This window comes from Peterkaempfera bronchialis, assembly GCF_003258605.2.
In the GTDB taxonomy this organism is placed as follows: Bacteria; Actinomycetota; Actinomycetes; order Streptomycetales; family Streptomycetaceae; genus Peterkaempfera; species Peterkaempfera bronchialis.
Map to the genome: position 1 here is coordinate 3,989,228 of NZ_CP031264.1, position 15,650 is coordinate 4,004,877.

The 15,650-nt window shown below is 72.4% G+C and carries 19 protein-coding genes; 13 read left to right on the forward strand and 6 right to left on the reverse strand.

Going from position 1 to position 15,650, the window contains the following annotated elements; all coding sequences use genetic code 11:
- Positions 1–52 precede the first annotated feature (52 nt).
- From C7M71_RS17760 to C7M71_RS17770, 3 genes are all read right to left on the reverse strand, one after another.
- The gene (locus C7M71_RS17760) at positions 53–253 is read right to left on the reverse strand and encodes a DUF397 domain-containing protein (RefSeq protein WP_111489478.1); all 201 of its coding nucleotides are present in this window, start codon (positions 251–253) and stop codon (positions 53–55) included.
- An 89-nt stretch (positions 254–342) separates the two neighbouring features.
- Positions 343–555: a DUF397 domain-containing protein gene (locus tag C7M71_RS17765; RefSeq protein WP_111489479.1), complete on the reverse strand. Its 213-nt coding sequence runs from the start codon at positions 553–555 to the stop codon at positions 343–345.
- The gene (locus C7M71_RS17770) at positions 552–1,385 is read right to left on the reverse strand and encodes a helix-turn-helix domain-containing protein (RefSeq protein ID WP_111489480.1); all 834 of its coding nucleotides are present in this window, start codon (positions 1,383–1,385) and stop codon (positions 552–554) included. Before C7M71_RS17770 ends, C7M71_RS17765 begins: the two co-directional genes overlap by 4 nt.
- A gap of 507 nt (positions 1,386–1,892) precedes the next feature.
- Between C7M71_RS17770 and C7M71_RS17780 the strand changes: the two genes are divergently transcribed.
- The 7 genes from C7M71_RS17780 to C7M71_RS30735 all read left to right on the forward strand — a co-directional run bounded on the left by C7M71_RS17780 (position 1,893) and on the right by C7M71_RS30735 (position 7,740).
- On the forward strand, positions 1,893–2,513 hold the full coding sequence (locus C7M71_RS17780; protein ID WP_114914416.1) for a hypothetical protein: 621 nt from the start codon (positions 1,893–1,895) through the stop codon (positions 2,511–2,513).
- A 214-nt stretch (positions 2,514–2,727) separates the two neighbouring features.
- Positions 2,728–3,429 carry a response regulator gene (locus tag C7M71_RS17785; RefSeq protein WP_162824293.1) on the forward strand — a complete coding sequence of 234 codons (702 nt, stop codon included), beginning with the start codon at positions 2,728–2,730 and terminating at the stop codon, positions 3,427–3,429.
- A gap of 68 nt (positions 3,430–3,497) precedes the next feature.
- The gene (locus tag C7M71_RS17790) at positions 3,498–3,959 is read left to right on the forward strand and encodes a hypothetical protein (RefSeq protein WP_162824294.1); all 462 of its coding nucleotides are present in this window, start codon (positions 3,498–3,500) and stop codon (positions 3,957–3,959) included.
- A complete protein-coding gene (locus C7M71_RS17795; RefSeq protein WP_114914418.1) occupies positions 3,959–5,800 on the forward strand; it encodes an ATP-binding protein in 1,842 nt (613 codons plus the stop codon). The genes C7M71_RS17790 and C7M71_RS17795 overlap by 1 nt, the downstream gene beginning before the upstream one ends.
- Before the next feature lie 157 nt (positions 5,801–5,957).
- Positions 5,958–6,971, forward strand: a complete 1,014-nt coding sequence (locus tag C7M71_RS17800) for a GTPase family protein (RefSeq protein WP_162824295.1) — start codon at positions 5,958–5,960, stop codon at positions 6,969–6,971.
- Complete coding sequence (locus tag C7M71_RS17805; protein WP_111492328.1) at positions 6,968–7,276, forward strand: hypothetical protein; 309 nt, start codon at positions 6,968–6,970, stop codon at positions 7,274–7,276. The genes C7M71_RS17800 and C7M71_RS17805 overlap by 4 nt, the downstream gene beginning before the upstream one ends.
- A 203-nt stretch (positions 7,277–7,479) precedes the next feature.
- Complete coding sequence (locus C7M71_RS30735) at positions 7,480–7,740, forward strand: hypothetical protein (protein ID WP_162824296.1); 261 nt, start codon at positions 7,480–7,482, stop codon at positions 7,738–7,740.
- Positions 7,741–7,791: 51 nt separating this feature from the next.
- Here the strand turns inward: C7M71_RS30735 and C7M71_RS17815 are convergent, their stop codons facing one another.
- A complete protein-coding gene (locus C7M71_RS17815; RefSeq protein ID WP_111492330.1) occupies positions 7,792–8,217 on the reverse strand; it encodes a PLD nuclease N-terminal domain-containing protein in 426 nt (141 codons plus the stop codon).
- Positions 8,218–8,308: 91 nt separating this feature from the next.
- On the opposite strand from C7M71_RS17815, the gene C7M71_RS17820 reads away from it, so the two are divergent.
- Positions 8,309–9,766, forward strand: a complete 1,458-nt coding sequence (locus C7M71_RS17820) for a menaquinone biosynthesis decarboxylase (protein WP_111492331.1) — start codon at positions 8,309–8,311, stop codon at positions 9,764–9,766.
- Positions 9,763–10,695 carry a menaquinone biosynthesis prenyltransferase MqnP gene (mqnP, locus tag C7M71_RS17825; protein WP_111492332.1) on the forward strand — a complete coding sequence of 311 codons (933 nt, stop codon included), beginning with the start codon at positions 9,763–9,765 and terminating at the stop codon, positions 10,693–10,695. Before C7M71_RS17820 ends, mqnP begins: the two co-directional genes overlap by 4 nt.
- Positions 10,696–10,844: 149 nt before the next feature.
- Here the strand turns inward: mqnP and C7M71_RS31900 are convergent, their stop codons facing one another.
- Together C7M71_RS31900 and C7M71_RS17835 are read right to left on the reverse strand one after the other, a co-directional pair.
- A complete protein-coding gene (locus tag C7M71_RS31900; protein WP_229758783.1) occupies positions 10,845–10,991 on the reverse strand; it encodes a hypothetical protein in 147 nt (48 codons plus the stop codon).
- A 332-nt stretch (positions 10,992–11,323) separates the two neighbouring features.
- Positions 11,324–12,022, reverse strand: a complete 699-nt coding sequence (locus tag C7M71_RS17835; RefSeq protein WP_111492333.1) for a cyclase family protein — start codon at positions 12,020–12,022, stop codon at positions 11,324–11,326.
- 55 nt (positions 12,023–12,077) lie between these two features.
- On the opposite strand from C7M71_RS17835, the gene C7M71_RS17840 reads away from it, so the two are divergent.
- The 4 genes from C7M71_RS17840 to mqnE all read left to right on the forward strand — a co-directional run bounded on the left by C7M71_RS17840 (position 12,078) and on the right by mqnE (position 15,633).
- Positions 12,078–12,803 (forward strand): UbiX family flavin prenyltransferase, encoded by a 726-nt coding sequence (locus C7M71_RS17840; protein ID WP_111492340.1) that lies wholly within the window; start codon positions 12,078–12,080, stop codon positions 12,801–12,803.
- Between the two features lie 130 nt (positions 12,804–12,933).
- Positions 12,934–13,401, forward strand: a complete 468-nt coding sequence (locus tag C7M71_RS17845; RefSeq protein WP_111492334.1) for an Lrp/AsnC family transcriptional regulator — start codon at positions 12,934–12,936, stop codon at positions 13,399–13,401.
- 28 nt (positions 13,402–13,429) lie between these two features.
- On the forward strand, positions 13,430–14,407 hold the full coding sequence (locus C7M71_RS17850) for a threonine ammonia-lyase (protein WP_111492335.1): 978 nt from the start codon (positions 13,430–13,432) through the stop codon (positions 14,405–14,407).
- A 62-nt stretch (positions 14,408–14,469) separates the two neighbouring features.
- On the forward strand, positions 14,470–15,633 hold the full coding sequence (gene mqnE, locus C7M71_RS17855; protein ID WP_111492336.1) for an aminofutalosine synthase MqnE: 1,164 nt from the start codon (positions 14,470–14,472) through the stop codon (positions 15,631–15,633).
- The last annotated feature ends 17 nt before the right edge of the window (positions 15,634–15,650 follow it).

Consider the following 15,650-nt stretch of genomic DNA (forward strand, 5'->3'; position numbering starts at 1 on the left):
TCCTGTGGCTCGGTGGATCAGGAGTGGCGGGGCCTCGGTGGGGAGCGCAGGGTCAGGCGGTGTCGAACTCGCCCGTTGTGGCGGCGGTGATGAAGGCGGTGAAGGCGGCAGGGGTGAAGGTGAGGGTGGGGCCGTTGGGGTCCTTGCTGTCGCGGACGGGGACGGTGTCGGGGAGGTTGAGGGCCACTTCGATGCACTGGCCTTCGTTGCCGCCGCTGTGGCTGGACTTGGTCCAGAGGGGGGTGGTGCTCATGGCGTGTACTCCTCGGGGGATGAGTGAGGCATGAGCGGTGAGACCCCGCTTTCCTTGGGGTGGGTGGCGGGGTCTCCGGGGTGGCTGAGTCAGACGGTGCCGAACTCGCCCGCTGCGGTGGCGGTGACGAAGGCGGCGAAGGCGTCGGCGGTGAAGATCAGGGCCGGGCCGTGGGGGTCCTTGCTGTCGCGGACGGGGACGATGCCGGGGAGGCCCGGGGCGACCTCGATGCACTCGCCTTCGTTCCCACCGCTGTAACTGGACTTGACCCACCTGGTAAGGGTCAGGTCGGGAACGTTCATGGGGTGTATTCCTCCATCACCTTGCGCATCAGGACCAGCGACGCTTCTGGAGACAGTGCGTCAGCCCTCAACCGATCGTAGGTCACGGCGGCGTCAGCGACCACAGCCGGTGAGTCGATGACCTGGCCCGAGAGCGGGTTCTCGACATAGAGAAGGTCTGGGTCCTCGGCGAATTTCAGCAAGGTGAACCCAAGATGTGTGGAGGGCGCCCCGGACGACCAAGGGAGCACCTGGAGGGTGATGTGCGGAGACTGAGCGTCCTTGACGAGCCGGGACAACTGGTCGTGCATGACGTGCCGACCGCCGACCTCGCGCCGCAGGCATGACTCATCAAGGACGCACCAGAGGAGCGGCGGGGCGCTTCGCTCCATGATCACGCGGCGCTTGAGTCGGCGGGCGACTCTCGCTTTGATCTCGTCCACCCCGTCCCGTGGGTGTGATGCGCGGAAGACGGCCGTCGCGTAGTCCTCGGTCTGCAACATGCCCATGACGAGAGCCACTGAGTAGTTGAGGATGCTGGTCGCCTGCCGCTCCAGCTGGAGATACGGGATGAACCAGTCGGGATATCCGCTCTGGGTCGCCCGCTCCCGCAACCGGGCGAAGGATTCAGGGGAGCCGAAAATCTGATCGCACGCTCGGCAGAACTCCGGGCTGGCCAGCCGTTCACCCGATTCCACCTTGGCCACGTACTGCTGCCCGTACTGCGCCTTCTCGCCCAGCTCACGTTGGCTCAACCCCGCGTGCAGCCGCCATGCCCGCACCTCGGCGCCCAGGATCTCCGCCCCGCTGGCGCGGCCTCGTCCGGCGCGGCCGGTCGTTGATTCGCTCATGGCCCAAGCCCCCTTCACCCCAAGTGACATGGCGTGGTGTCACGCCTACCCGGCGTAGTCGCCTTGGGGTCAGTCTTGCACTTGTGCGAAGTGCACGTGAGGGAAGTGCAGAGAGAGGTGGACCGGCATGGAGAGGGCAACCGCAAGCCCTTCCGGGGCATATGCCAATGACGTGGCTTCGGATTCAGGGAAGGGCTTTCGCGGCCAGGAGCCGCCCGAAGTCGGCACCGTCATGGTGGACACCCGGACGGGTCGGGTCGGGGAGTACCGGGGGTCGGTCGGCGGGCGGTGGATGCTCAGGCCGCAGGGCGGCGGGTGCGAGTGGCCGGTCAAGCCCGAGCTGGTGCGGACCGCGTTGCTGAGTGACCGGCTCGCCCCCGAAGTGGCACGGCTGAACGCGTTGAGCCGGGGTGCGGCCGTATGAGCCGAAACGGCACCGGCGCACTGCCCGCAGAACCCCCGTCCTGGCTGTCCGTGCCCTGACGTGAAGAAGAGGAAGCGCAGCTGATGACCGCGTCGAAGCGGCCGGGCACCGTCCCGTACATCGCCTCCTGGAGCGGCGAGAAGCGGTGCACCGGCGCCGTGGTGGAGGACCGGCGCAGCCCCGGCCGGATCGCGTACCGGGACGAGCGGCCCGATGACCGTGACGAGTACGGCGTGCTGTGGGCCCGGGCGGATTCCCGGCCCACTCGGGGGCGGCCCCAGTATGGGCTGGTCCACCCCCGCCGCCAGCGGCACGCCATGCGGAACCTGCGCTGCCAGGTCTGCGACGGCCCGGCCGACACCGATGAGCGGGGCACGCTCTGGCTGCTGGGCGACGACCGGGGCGACTGGCCCGGCTGGCCCGAGGAGATGGCCGCCACCACGCCGCCGCTCTGCCTACCCTGCGCCAGGCTCTCCGTCCGGCTCTGCCCGCACCTGCGCGGCCGGCACATCGCCGTCCGGGTCAGGAACCCCGAGATCGCCGGGGTGTACGGCGCCCTCTACCTGCCCCGCCCCGACCGGGCCCGCCCCACGGCCGCCACCGACACGACCATCGCCTACACCGACCCCGCCGTGTGCCGCGTCCTGGCCGCCCAGCAGGTCATGCGCCTACGCGGCTGCACCCTGGTGGACCTCCCCGGGTGAGCTGATGGGTGATCACAAGCGTGCTCGCCCGTGCCGGGGATCAACCTGCCGAAGAAGCAACAGACAGCGCACCGAGGGGATATCGGACCAATACTCCGGGAACGCCCGGCGGCGGCGCCGCGCGGCGCCTACGATGCACGCACGGGTCGGGGGCACGGGGCGGAGCACGGGGCGCGCGGTCCAGGGGTACGGCACGGGGCGGGGGAGCTGCGGCATGGGACCGGACGGGAACGACGAGGCCATCCCGGTGATCAGGGTGGCCGCAGTGGACGACCACCCCATCCTCCTCGACGGCATCGGCGCCCACTTCGCCCGCCACGCGCCCGACATCCGGCTGGTGGCGACGGCCGAGGACGTCGGCGCCCTGCTCGCCGAAGACACCGGCGACGGCGCGGCGCTTGTCGTCCTGCTCGACCTGCGGCTGCGCGACGGCAGCGACATCGGGTCGAACGTCCGCCGGCTGCGGGCCACCGGGGCGCGGGTGCTGGTCTTCACCGGCGAGCAGCGCCCCGCGCTGGTGCGCCGGGCCCTCGATGCGGGGGCCCTGGGCCTGGTGCTGAAGGAGGACCCGCAGGACCGGCTGGTGGAGGCGATCCGTACGGCGGACACGGGCGAGATGTACGTCTCCAGCCGCCTCGCCCACTCCATCGTGACCGATCCGCGCGGCAGCGTCCGGCTCTCAGCCCAGCAGTCGCGGGTGCTGGAACTGATCGCCCGGGGCCTGCCGCACGCGGACATCGCGCGCATGCTGCACATCACCGAGGACACTCTGCACACCCACCGCAAACGGGCGATCTCCGCCTATGCGAAGGCGGGCGACGAACTGGTGGGAGGCACCGGCGAACTCGTCTACCGGGCCGTGGCCGACGGCCACATCGACATCGGCCCGGACCTGCCGGAACGGGCCGGGCCCTGACCAGGGGGTCCGCCACTCCGGGGTCCGCCACCCCGAGGCCCTCCACCCCGGGGTCCTACCGGCACGGGGTGGAGACGGGGCTGTCCTACGCGGTGGCCGCCCTGTCGGGACTGTTCGCGCTGAGCTGGTCGATGTTCCTGGTCTCCGGGGGCCCGGAGCGTGCGCCGGACGTCCGCGCCGTGGCGGCGGTGTTCTTGGTGCAGGCAGTGGTGACGGCCGTGCGCGGGGTGCGCGTACGGCTCTCCCGGGCGGACAGCGGGGTGGCCCTCGCCCTGGCCGTCCTCGGACACGCGGTGCTCGCCGTGGGCGGCGCTTCCCGCGTCGTGATCGGGCAGCGCTGCCTGCTGGCGTCCCCGGCGGTGCTGCTCGCCGTCGGGTTCCTGCCGCGCCGCGCCGGCCGGTGGGCCTGCCTCGCGGCGATCGGGGCGCAGGTGGCCACGGGCTGGCCCGCGGACGGTCCGGCGGGGGCGGTGGAGGGGGTCTGGCCGGTGGTGGCAACGGCCGTGGCCGGCGATGTGCTCGTCCCCTGATGCGCGCGGCGGGCGCCCGGGCCGACCTGGCGCAGCGGCGGGTACGGGCCGCGCGGGCGGCGGCAGGCCGGGCGGAGGGCCGACGCGAGGCCCACCGGCGCTTCCAGGGCATGCTGCACGACGAGGTCAGCACGGCCCTACAGGCCATCAGCCTGCCCGGCGTCCCGGTGGCCCGGCTGAGGGAGGCGGCCTCCGGCGCCGTGGCCGCGCTCGCCGCCGCCCCGGCAGGGCCGGGCCGCAAGGCCCGGACCGACCTGGCGGCCGTGGTCCGCGCGCTCCGGCCGCCGCCGGGGACCGTGCTGGCGATCGAGGCCACCGGACCGGCCCTGGTCCCCCCGGAGGTCGCCGACGCGGCGGCGGGCGCAGCCCGCGAGGCGCTGCGCAATGTCGAGGAGCATGCCGGGGCCCGGAGCGTCCGCCTACGCCTGCGGGGCGGCCCGCCGGACCGTCCCGGGGCGGCAGCGGACGGGGAGTTCACGCTGAGCATCACGGACGACGGCGTGGGCTTCGCCGCCGGGGAGCTCGCCGCGTCCTCGGTGGGGCTACGGCGGTCGGTGATCCGGCGGATGGCCGCCGTCGGGGGGCACGCCGAGGTCCGCAGCGCCCCCGGGCACGGTACGACCGTACGACTGGAGTGGCGTCCCCCGGCCGCCGGACCGGCGGCGGATGAAGCGGATGAAGCGGAGACCGGGGCCGGGACGGTGGGCGGGCCCGCAGGAGGGCCCACCGGAGTGCCCGCTGACACGCTCGGGCGGATGCGGGCCGCCGTGGGCGACGTGCGGCGCCCGCTGGCCGCCGTCTGCCTGCCGTTCCTCACGGCCATGGGCGTCATCGCGGCGATCCACACGGCCCGCACTCCGGGCACCGGCCCCCTGCTGGTCTGGTACGCGCTCCTCACGGCGCTCACCGTGGCGCTCCTGCTGCGGGCCGCCTCGGGCATCCCGGCCCTGGTGGCCGGAGCGGCCTGCGCGTTCGCCGTTGCCGGGGCGCTCGGCAGCTTTCTCGTCCTGCCCCTGGCCAGCCTCGCGGACTACACCTCGTGGCCGGTCGGCGCGGTGACACCGCTCCTGACGCTGCTGGTGATCGTCCGCCCGGCGTGGGAGGCACTGACGGCGCTGGCCCTGGAGCAGGTCGGCATCGCCGTCCTCGTCGCCACCGGCCCGCCGATCGCGCCCTCGGTCGGTGCGACCATGGCGCTCCTGCTGCCCGCCCTCCTCTCGCCCGCGCTCGGCGTGATCACGGGCCTCGCCCTCGGCCGTACCGTGGCCCGCCTGGGCGGGGTGACAGCGCGCGCCGAGGCCGACCGGTCGGCCTCGCTCGCCACCGAGGCGGCCCGGCGGGCGCGTGAGGAACTGCACCAGGGACGGCTGGCCGACCTCGGCCAGGAGATCCTGCCGTTCCTCGCCGCCACCGGGTCCGGGCGGTGCGCGCCCGACGACCCCGGGGTGCGGGACCGCGCCCGGCTGCTCGCCGGTGCGGTCCGGGACGAGATCCACCTCCCCGGTGTGCTCGACCGCACCGTACGCGAGCTGCTGAGCGCGGCCCGCCGGGCGGGCTGTGTCGTCACCATCCAGTCGGACTCCGACGACCCGCACCCCCCGGCCTTTCTGCGCCTGCTGCTGACCACTGCGCTGACCTGCGCCCCCACCCCGCGCGAGCTCGTCCTCACCGTGAACGCGGCGGCGGGCGTCGCACGCGCCTCCCTGGTCGTCCTCCCGGGAGACGAGTGGCGAGCCCGGGCGCTGCGCGAGGCCGTCGCCGGGGCCGGTGCCGGAACGGGCGTCGTGGTGGCGGACTCCGCCACCTCCACCTGGGTCGAAGCGGACGTCCGCGCGTCCTGATCACGCAAACCGCCCACCTCGCCTTGCACGCCCTGCCTGCCGGGATGTCACCACTGGCGGGATGTCACCACTGGCGGGGACAGCCAGAATGCGCCGTGGCCGGAACCATCGAAGGACGCCGGGGCACTCGGCCCCGACGGTGATGAAGGGGACGGCCATGTCCGAATCCATCCGCGACCGCCTGCGGCGGTTCACCACGTCGGTCGAGCGGTCCGACGACCTCTCCCCCGCCCAGCGAGCGGGGATCCTCCAGGGGTACGAGGAAGCGCTCGGCAATGAGGGGCCGCCCCGGCTGGTCCTCATCGGCGAATCCGGGGTCGGCAAGTCCACGACCGTCAACGCGCTGTTCAACGCGGGTCAGGCGGTCGGCCACAGCAGGGCGACCACCGACCGGGCCTGGTCCATCCCCGTGCAGCAGGTCAGCGGGAGCAACGGCACGCTGGAGGTCGTCGACATGCCGGGCCTCGGTGACGACATCGCCAACTACCCCCGCTACATGGGCCTCTACCGCGAGGTCCTGCCGACGGCGGACGCCATCGTGTGGATCCACCCGGCCAAGGACCGCATGGTCCAGCTCGTCCAGCAGGCGCTGGCGGACCTCTTCGGGCCCAGCCCGGAGCTGGTCGGCCGACTGGTCTTCGGCCTCAACAAGGCCGACGAGATCGGCCCGCACGACTGGAACGCGCCCGCGAACCTGCCCTCGGAGCTCCAGTGGGCCGCGCTGCGGGAGCGGGAGGAGGACTTCACCCGCAGTATCAGCCGGGTACTGCCCACCTGGCGGGGCCGGGCGGTGTCGTACGCGGCGCTCCGGTTCTACAACCTGACGGCGCTGTTCAAGGAGATGATGTACGCGGTGCCCGAGCAGCGCCGGTGGGTCCTGGAACAGCGGATGGACCTCGCGGACTTCACGGCCCTGGTGGACCGCAAGCTGCTGCGGGCCGCCACGGCGAGGACGCTGGTCGAGGTCCCGGCGGGCGAGCCGGAGCCGGAGCCGGCGCCCGCCCCGCCGCAGCCGGTACGGCAGCGCCGGGAGCAGCCGACGACCCACCCACCCCGGTCCGTCGCCGATGCGCTGGCGGCGCTGTCGGACGCCCAGTGGCGGGACCTGCACGCCGACCGGGCCCGGTTCGAGGAGTTCGTCCGGCGCCTGGAGCAGGGGAGCGCGCGATGAACGCCGAGCCCGGGCCCGACCCGGGGGCGGACCTCGACTCGCTCGTGGACGCCCTGCGCATGGTCATGCGGGAGCAGGAGGAGAACCTGCGGGAGATCGGCCGGATGTCGGAGGTCTCCTTCCGGCTGTGGCTCGGCAGCGTGGCCAACCGGCTCGCGGCGGCTGTCGGGATTCCCCTGGCGCGCGTGCACGCCTTCCTCGGCGACCTCGCGTCGATCGTGGTCGACGCGGGCGCGACGCTGAAGCGTTCGTACCGGGACGAGTACCGCAGGGCACGCCGTTACCCGCGTGCCCCGGCCAACTGACGGAGAGGGAGGAGGACGCCATGGCGTGGGTCGAGTTCGCGTTCCCGGAATGCCCGGTCTGCTCCCGCTCGTGGGCCGTCAGCCGCCACCGGGACTGCCCGGCGGACGGGGGCCGGAGCGCAGGCGGCGGTGGCGAGGGCGGTCTGGACGTGGATCCGGACCGGTCGCAGGTGCGGTGCACAGGCTGCCGACGGACCTGGGCAGTGTGGGAGACGCGCTTCCACTGCGCCTGCGGGCACCGGTTCGAGGCGCAGGAGGTGGAGGAGGCGGTACGGGAGATCATCCGGGTCGCCTCGCTGCTGGCGCAGGTGCTGGCCCAGCAGGCCAAGGACCTGGCCGAGATCCGCCGCGCGGGCGAGGTGTCGTTCCGTGCATGGGTGAGCCGCTTCGCCGACGCGGTGGCAAGCTCGCTCGGGGCGCTGGCGGGCCGCCTCGTGGGCCGCCTGCTGCGGGCCCTGGACTGAACGAGCGGGCGGGACCGGCCCTGAGCCGGTCCCGCCCGCTCGTCGTCGCTCTCAGCTGCCGTTCTCCGGGCCGGTCTCGTCGGACTTGCGGCGCAGCTCCTCCTCGCGGCGGCGCAGGTCCGACTCCCACTGCTTGAGCATGTCCTCGTGCTGGGCGTTGCCCTTCTTCAGCGAGGCCAGGAACTCCGGGTCGTCGTCCGGCGCCAGGGTGCGGCGCTGCGGCTGCTCGGCCTCCGGGAACCCCTCGGCCGCGCCGGACGGCCAGGGCCCCTGGCGGCGGGCCGCCGCCGGGCCACGGGACCGGCCGGCGATCATCCAGACGATGGGCCCGACCAGTACCTCGCCGAAGAGCAGGATGATGATGATCCAGGCCACCTTGGGCAGGTGCCGGACCTCCTCTTCGGGCGTGAGCAGGCAGTCGATGAAGGCCCAGATCATCAGCGCGATGATGATCAGGAAGGGCAGGAACCTCAGCACGGCGGCGCAACTCCCCGGGTACGGGCGGGCCCCTCACCCAGGAGGGACCTCATGACGGGTCCAGAGTAGTGCGTGGCGGATACTGGCTGGCATGGCATACGACGACCTTCGGTCCTTCCTGCGGGCGCTGGAGCGCGACGGCGATCTGAAACGCGTCAAGGTGCAGGTCGACCCCTACCTGGAGGTCGGCGAAATCGTCGACCGGGTGCAGAAGGCCAAGGGCCCGGCGCTGCTCTTCGAGGACGTCAAGGGTTCGTCGATGCCGCTGGCGATGAATGTCTTCGGCACCGAGCGGCGGCTCGCCAAGGCGCTGGGCCTGAAGTCGCCGGACGACATCTCGCAGAAGATCGCCGGGCTGCTCAAGCCCGAGCTGCCGCAGGGCTTCACCGGATTCCGCGACGCCTTCGGCAAGTTGGCGTCGATGGCGCATGTACCGCCGAAGAAGGTCAAGCCGGGGGAGGCCCCGGTGCAGGAGGTCGTGCTGACCGGCGACGAGGTGGACCTGGACGAGCTGCCCGCGCTCTTCACCTGGCCGCTGGACGGCGGGTCCTTCTTCAACCTGGGGCTCACCCACACCAAGGACCCCGACAGCGGGGTGCGCAACCTGGGCCTGTACCGGCTCCAGCGGCACGACAAGCGCACCATCGGCATGCACTGGCAGATCCACAAGGACAGCCGCAACCACTACCAGGTGGCCGCCCGGCGCGGTGAGCGGCTGCCGGTGGCCATCGCCTTCGGCTGCCCCCCGGCCGTGACGTACGCGGCCACCGCGCCGCTGCCCGGGGACATCGACGAGTACCTCTTCGCCGGGTTCGTCCAGGGCGAGCGGGTGCGGATGGTGGACTGCAGGACGGTGCCGCTCCAGGTGCCCGCCGACGCCGAGGTGGTGCTGGAGGGGTGGCTGGAGCCCGGGGAGATGCTGCCGGAGGGCCCGTTCGGCGACCACACCGGCTTCTACACCCCGCAGGAGCCCTTCCCGGCGCTCACCATCGACTGCGTGACCATGCGCCGCCGTCCGATCCTCCAGTCCATCGTGGTCGGCCGGCCGCCGACCGAGGATGGGCCGCTGGGGAAGTTCACCGAGCGGTTCTTCCTGCCGCTGCTGAAGATCATCATCCCGGACATCGTGGACTACGACCTGCCCGAGGCGGGCGGCTTCCACAACTGCGTGATCGTCTCGATCGACAAGAAGTACCCCAAGCACGCCCAGAAGGTGATGCACGCCATCTGGGGCGCCCACATGATGTCGCTGACCAAGCTGATCATCGTGGTGGACGCCGACTGCGATGTGCACGACTACCACGAGGTCGCCTGGCGGGCCCTGGGCAACACCGACTACAGCCGCGACCTGGTGGTGGTGGAAGGCCCGGTCGACCACCTGGACCACGCCTCGTACCAGCAGTTCTGGGGCGGCAAGGCCGGGATCGACGCCACCCGCAAGCTGCCCGAGGAGGGCTACACCCGGGACGGCGGCTGGCCCGAGATGGTCACCTCCGACCCGGAGACCTCCGAACGGGTGACGCGACGTTGGAAGGAGTACGGGCTGTGAGCAGTGCTGCGGACGCCCTCGGCCGCCAGACCCCGCCGCCTGCGCCGACCGTGACCGCGGGCCGTACCAAGGCGTTCCTGCGGCTGGTGATGATCGAGCACTCGGTCTTCGCCCTGCCCTTCGCGTACATCGCCGCCCTCACCGCCATGTATCTGAACGGCGGCACGGTGCGGTGGCTCGACCTGCTGCTGGTGACCGTCGCCATGGTCGGTCTGCGTACCTTCGCCATGGCCGCCAACCGGATCATCGACCGCGAGATCGACGCCCGGAACCCGCGCACCGCCGGCCGCGAACTGGTCACCGGCGCCGTCTCCGTGCGCTCCGCCTGGACCGGCGCCCTGGTCGCCCTGGCCTTCTTCCTCGGCGCCGCCGCCCTGCTCAACCCGCTCTGCCTGGCGCTGGCCCCGATCGCTGTGGTGCCGATGGTGGTCTACCCGTACGGCAAGCGGTTCACCGACGTCCCGCACGCCATCCTCGGCCTCGCCCAGGCGATGGGGCCGATCGGCGCCTGGCTGGCCGTCACCGGCAGCTGGTCCTGGGACGCCGTGGTGCTCGGCCTGGCCGTCGGCGTCTGGATCGGCGGCTTCGACCTGATCTTCGCCTGCCAGGACGTCGCCGCCGACCGCGCCCACGGGGTCAAGTCCGTGCCCGCCCGGTTCGGCATCGCCGCCGCCCTGCACGGCGCCCGCGCCTCACACGCCGTCACCACCGGCCTGCTGGTCTGGTACGCCCTGCTCACCCACGCCGGGCCCGCCTTCTGGCTGGGCCTCGCCGTGGTGGTCGGCGCCTTCCTCTACGAGCACGCCATCGTCAAGCCCGGCGACCTCTCCCGCCTCAACCGCGCCTTCTTCACCGTCAACGGCTTCGTCGGCATCGCCCTCTTCTGCTTCGCCCTGCTGGACCTGATCCTGCGCGGCCTGGGGGTGTAGCGGGCGGGCGGGACTACCCGGGCCCTGGTACGGGCGTTTGGTCCGGTCCGCTTCGGCGTCTTCGCGCGCGTCTTCGTCTTGCTCAGGTCGGTGGGGAGGACGATGCGGCGGCCCGGCGCGGCTGCCGTGCCCTGGGGGTTGGCGTGCTGTCACAGGCGCAGTGCGGCTGGGTCTATGTGGAGTGGGAAGGGGTCGCTGATCGCGGTGGTGGTTCCGGCAAGGGCAGTGGTGGTCTCGGAGTAGCCGGTGCCGGTGCGTTCGGCGAGGTACAGGGCGGGTGCCGGCGCCGGCGGCATGGGCGGCGCTTTCGAGGAGGGCGGCCAGTCGGCGGGAGGCCCGCTGCTGCGGGACGGACGGGGCCGGGGACATCAGCAGGGCACCCCCGAGCAGTTCCACGCGCTGCTGGGTGTCCTGGCCGAGCGCGAGGACGTCACCGACAGTCCAGAGGCCGATGTGCTCGTAGGCGGCACTCACCTCTCCACCTTCTCCGGTACCGCCAGTCTGCCCTCCTGGCGGAGTCGGCGGTACAGCCTGCGGTGTGACCCGTCCATCGTGTCGGGTCGGGGCCGCGTGCTCGCCGTTCATCGGGCATTTCACCCATCCGGGTGCAGGCCCGTGCGGGGGGTGTTCAGGAGATGCGGGCCACGGCGCGGGTGGGGGCGCCGTCGGCGGCGGTGAGGCGGAGGGGGAAGAGGGAGACCTCGATGGGGCGGCCGGCGGACTGGGCGGTGAGGAGTGGGGGGAGGTTGGTGAGGTTCTCGGCGATGACCGCGCCGGCGCCGCAGAGGATGCGGTGGGCGGCGAGGGAGAAGTCGGCCGGGGGGTCGGCCGGGTCGGGGGTGCGGTCGACGCTGAGGGCGTCCACGGCGACGGTGCGGACCCCCGTGTCCACGACCGCCTGCGCTGCCTGCGGGGTGAGCCAGGGGTGGGCCAGGTAGTGGTCGGTCTCCCAGTGGGCCGACCAGCCGGTGCAGAGCAGCAGGACCACGCCGGGGCCGAGCCGGGGCAGCGCGGCGGCGAGGTGGTCGGGGGTGACGGCGGTACGGGGTGCCAGACCGCGCAGGTCGGCGACGACGGCGGGGCCGGTGAAGCGGTCCAGCGGCAGGCCCTCCAGGGTGGGCCAGGTGTCGTCCACGTGGTACGGCGCGTCGATGTGGGTACCGGTCTGCGAGCCGAGGTGCAGCCGCAGCACATTGACGCCGTCCTCGGCGGTCCGCAGCGCGCCGGTGATGGAGACCTCCGGGTCGCCGGGGTAGACGGGCATGCCGGTGAAGACGGGGACGGAGAGGTCCACCAGAGTGGTCGGAGCGTCGGCAGTCTCGGACATGGGTGGAGCCTAATCGCCGGGTTTCCGCCTTCGGATCGAAGGTAAAGTGCAGATGATGGCTGAGTCAGCGGCAGTGGAGCGGCGGGAGCAGCCGCAGGGGCACCTGCGGCGGCCCTGGGTGGTCGGCGTGTCGGGTGCCTCGGGCACGCCGTACGCGGCGTCGGTGGTGCGGGCGCTGCTGGCGGCGGGGGAGGACGTCGACCTGGTGGTGAGCCGGGCGGCGCGGCTGACGGTGCTGGACGAGACCGGCATCTCCTTCCGTGACGCGCACTGGCGGGACGACCTGCGCGCCTGGCTGGCGCAGGGGCTGGGCGACTCGCCGCCGCCGCCGGAGACCCAGGATCGGGACCTGGACCGGGTGCGGTACTGGGCGGCGGGCGACCTGGCGGCCGGGCCGTCCAGCGGCTCGTACCCGGTGAAGGGGATGCTGGTGGTGCCCGCCAGCACCGCAGCGGTGGCCGGGATCGCGCTGGGCCTCTCCAAGGACCTGTTGCAGCGGGCGGCGAGCGTGACGCTGAAGGAGCGGCGGCCCCTGGTGGTGGCGGTGCGCGAGACGCCGCTGAACGGGCAGACGCTGCGCCACCTGGTGGCCCTGGACGACGCCGGAGCGGTGGTGCTGCCGGCCTCGCCGGCGTTCTATGCGGGCGGTTCCACCGCGCAGCAGCTGGTGGACTTCGTGGCGGGCCGGGTGCTGGACGCGGCGGGGGTCCAGCACACCCTCTACCGCCGCTGGCGGGGCTCGCTGGGGGAGGCCCGGTCCACGGGCGTCAAGGGGGAGTGAGCGGTGGGGGAGCGGCAGAGTATGTTCTTTGGAACTTCCGGGACGGATGCGGCCCGGAGCCTTTGATTCCGCATGCCGAAGCCCGGGTTCGGCAACGATGGGAAGGTCCGCGCTGGTGAAAGAGCACAACATGGACGCGGTGGACAGACAGCTCATCCAGGCCCTGCGGGAGAACGGCCGCGCCTCGTACGCGGAACTGGGGCGGCTGGTCGGGCTCTCCGGTCCCAGCGTCACCGACCGCATCAACCGGCTGGAGCAGGCCGGGGTGATCACCGGCTACCGCGCCACCGTCAACCCGGCGTCGCTGGGGTTCGGGGTCACGGCGCTGGTCGGCCTCCAGCTCAGCGACGCCGCCGACCACGAGGACGTGGCGCGGCGGCTGAAGGACCTCGGCGAGGTCGAGGACTGCTGGTTCATCGCCGGTGACGACTCCTACATGCTCAAGATCCGGGTCTCCGACGTGGACGGCCTGGAGTCGATCGTCAAGCGGCTGTCGGGCACCCGGGGCGTTGCCCGCACCCGGACCACCGTGGTCCTCTCGACCAAGTGGGAGAACCGGGTCTCCACGCCGTCGGAGGACTTCTCCGAGCGGCGGTAGCGCACGACCGGGAAGGGAGTGGGACCGCATGGCACTGGTGGGGCGGGCCGAGCTGGAGGCGGCGCGGGAGCGGATCGCGGGGGTCGCGGTGCGCACCCCGCTGATGCCGTGCCCTTGGGCGGACGACGGCGAGGGGCGCTCGCTGCTGCTCAAGCCGGAGAACCTGCAACCCACCGGCGCCTTCAAGCTGCGCGGCGCCTACAACCGGCTGGCCGCCCTCACCCCCGAGCAGGCCGCCCGGGGCGTGGTCGCCCAGTCCAGCGGCAACCACGCCCAGGCGGTGGCGTACGCGGCGCAGCTGCTCGGCATCAAGGCCGTGATCGTGATGCCGGACACCTCCCCGGTGGTCAAGGTGGCGGCGACCCGCTCCTATGGCGCCGACGTACGGCTGGTGACACCGGCGGAGCGCGACACCGTGCCGGTGCGGCTGGCCGAGGAGTACGGCTACGTCCATGTGCCGCCGTACGACGACCCGTACATCATCGCTGGGCAGGGCACCGCCGGGCTGGAGATCGCCGAGGACGCCGCCGCGCTGGGCCTGGCGGTGGACACCGTGCTGGTCCCGGTCAGCGGCGGCGGACTGATCTCCGGCATCGCCGCGGCACTGCGGCTCACCCTGCCCGGGGTGAAGGTGATCGGGGTGGAACCGGAGCTGGCCGCCGACGCGCGGCAGAGCCTCCGCTCGGGGCGGCTCACCAGCTGGCCGGCGGCCGACACCTACCGCACCCTCGCCGACGGACTGCGCACCACCTCGCTCGGACTGCTGCCGTTCGAGCACATCCGGACCCATGTCGACGACATCGTGACGGTCGGCGAGGACGACATCCGGGCGGCGGTGGCGGTACTGGCCCGGCGCGGCCGGATCGTCGCCGAGCCGTCCGGCGCGGTGGCCACGGCGGCGTACCTGTTCCACCGGGACGCGCTGCCGCCCGGCCGCACCCATGTCGCGGTGGTCAGCGGCGGCAACATCGACCCCGGCCTGCTGGCGGAGCTGCTGGCGGTGTGACGGCCGCCGGGGCGTAGGCTCTGGTGGTTGCACCGGGCACGGAAGAGGAGGCGGAGACGCGCATGGACGCAGGGCTCAAGCGTGAGCTGGAGGCGAAGGTCTTCGCGGGCGAGCGGCTGACCCGCGAGGACGGCATCGCCCTGTACGAGAGCGACGACCTGGCCTGGCTGGGCGGGCTGGCGCACCATGTGCGGACGCAGAAGAACGGCGACGTCGTCCACTTCAACGTCAACCGCCACCTCAATATGACCAATGTCTGCAACGCCTCCTGCGCCTACTGCTCCTTCCAGCGCAAGCCGGGCGAGAAGGACGCGTACACGATGCGCATCGAGGAGGCCGTCCGCCTGGCCAAGGCCATGGAGAACGACCAGCTCACCGAGTTGCACATCGTCAACGGCCTGCACCCCACCCTGCCGTGGCGCTACTACCCGCGCTCGCTGCGGGAGTTGAAGAAGGCGCTGCCGGAGGTGGCGCTGAAGGCGTTCACCGCCACCGAGATCCACTGGTTCGAGCGGATCAGCGGCATGCCCGCCGACGAGATCCTGGACGAGCTGATCGACGCCGGTCTGGAGTCGCTGACCGGCGGCGGCGCGGAGATCTTCGACTGGGAGGTGCGGCAGCACATCGTCGACCACGACACCCACTGGGAGGACTGGTCGCGGATCCACCGGCTGGCGCACGGCAAGGGCCTCAAGACGCCCTGCACCATGCTCTACGGGCACATCGAGGAGCCCCGGCACCGGGTCGACCATGTGCTGCGGCTGCGCGAACTCCAGGACGAGACCGGCGGCTTCCAGGTCTTCATCCCGCTGCGCTACCAGCACGACTTCCACGACTCCCAGGACGGGAAGATCCGCAACCGGCTCCAGGCCCGCACCGAGATGGCGACCGGCGCCGAGGCGCTGAAGACCTTCGCGGTCTCCCGGCTGCTCTTCGACAACGTCCCGCACGTCAAGGTCTTCTGGGTGATGCACGGTGTCACCACCGCCCAGCTGGCGCTCAGCCACGGCGCGGACGACATGGACGGCTCGGTCGTGGAGTACAAGATCACCCATGACGCCGACAACTTCGGCACCCCCAACAAGCTGAGCCGCGACGACCTGCTGGAGCTGATCCGGGACGCGGGCTTCCGCCCGATGGAGCGCAACACCCGGTACGAGATCATCCGCGAGTACCCGGGCCCGGACCCGGACCGCCGCGAGCAGCCGCAGGCCATGCGCCTCTGACGAACCGTCGGGCAGGC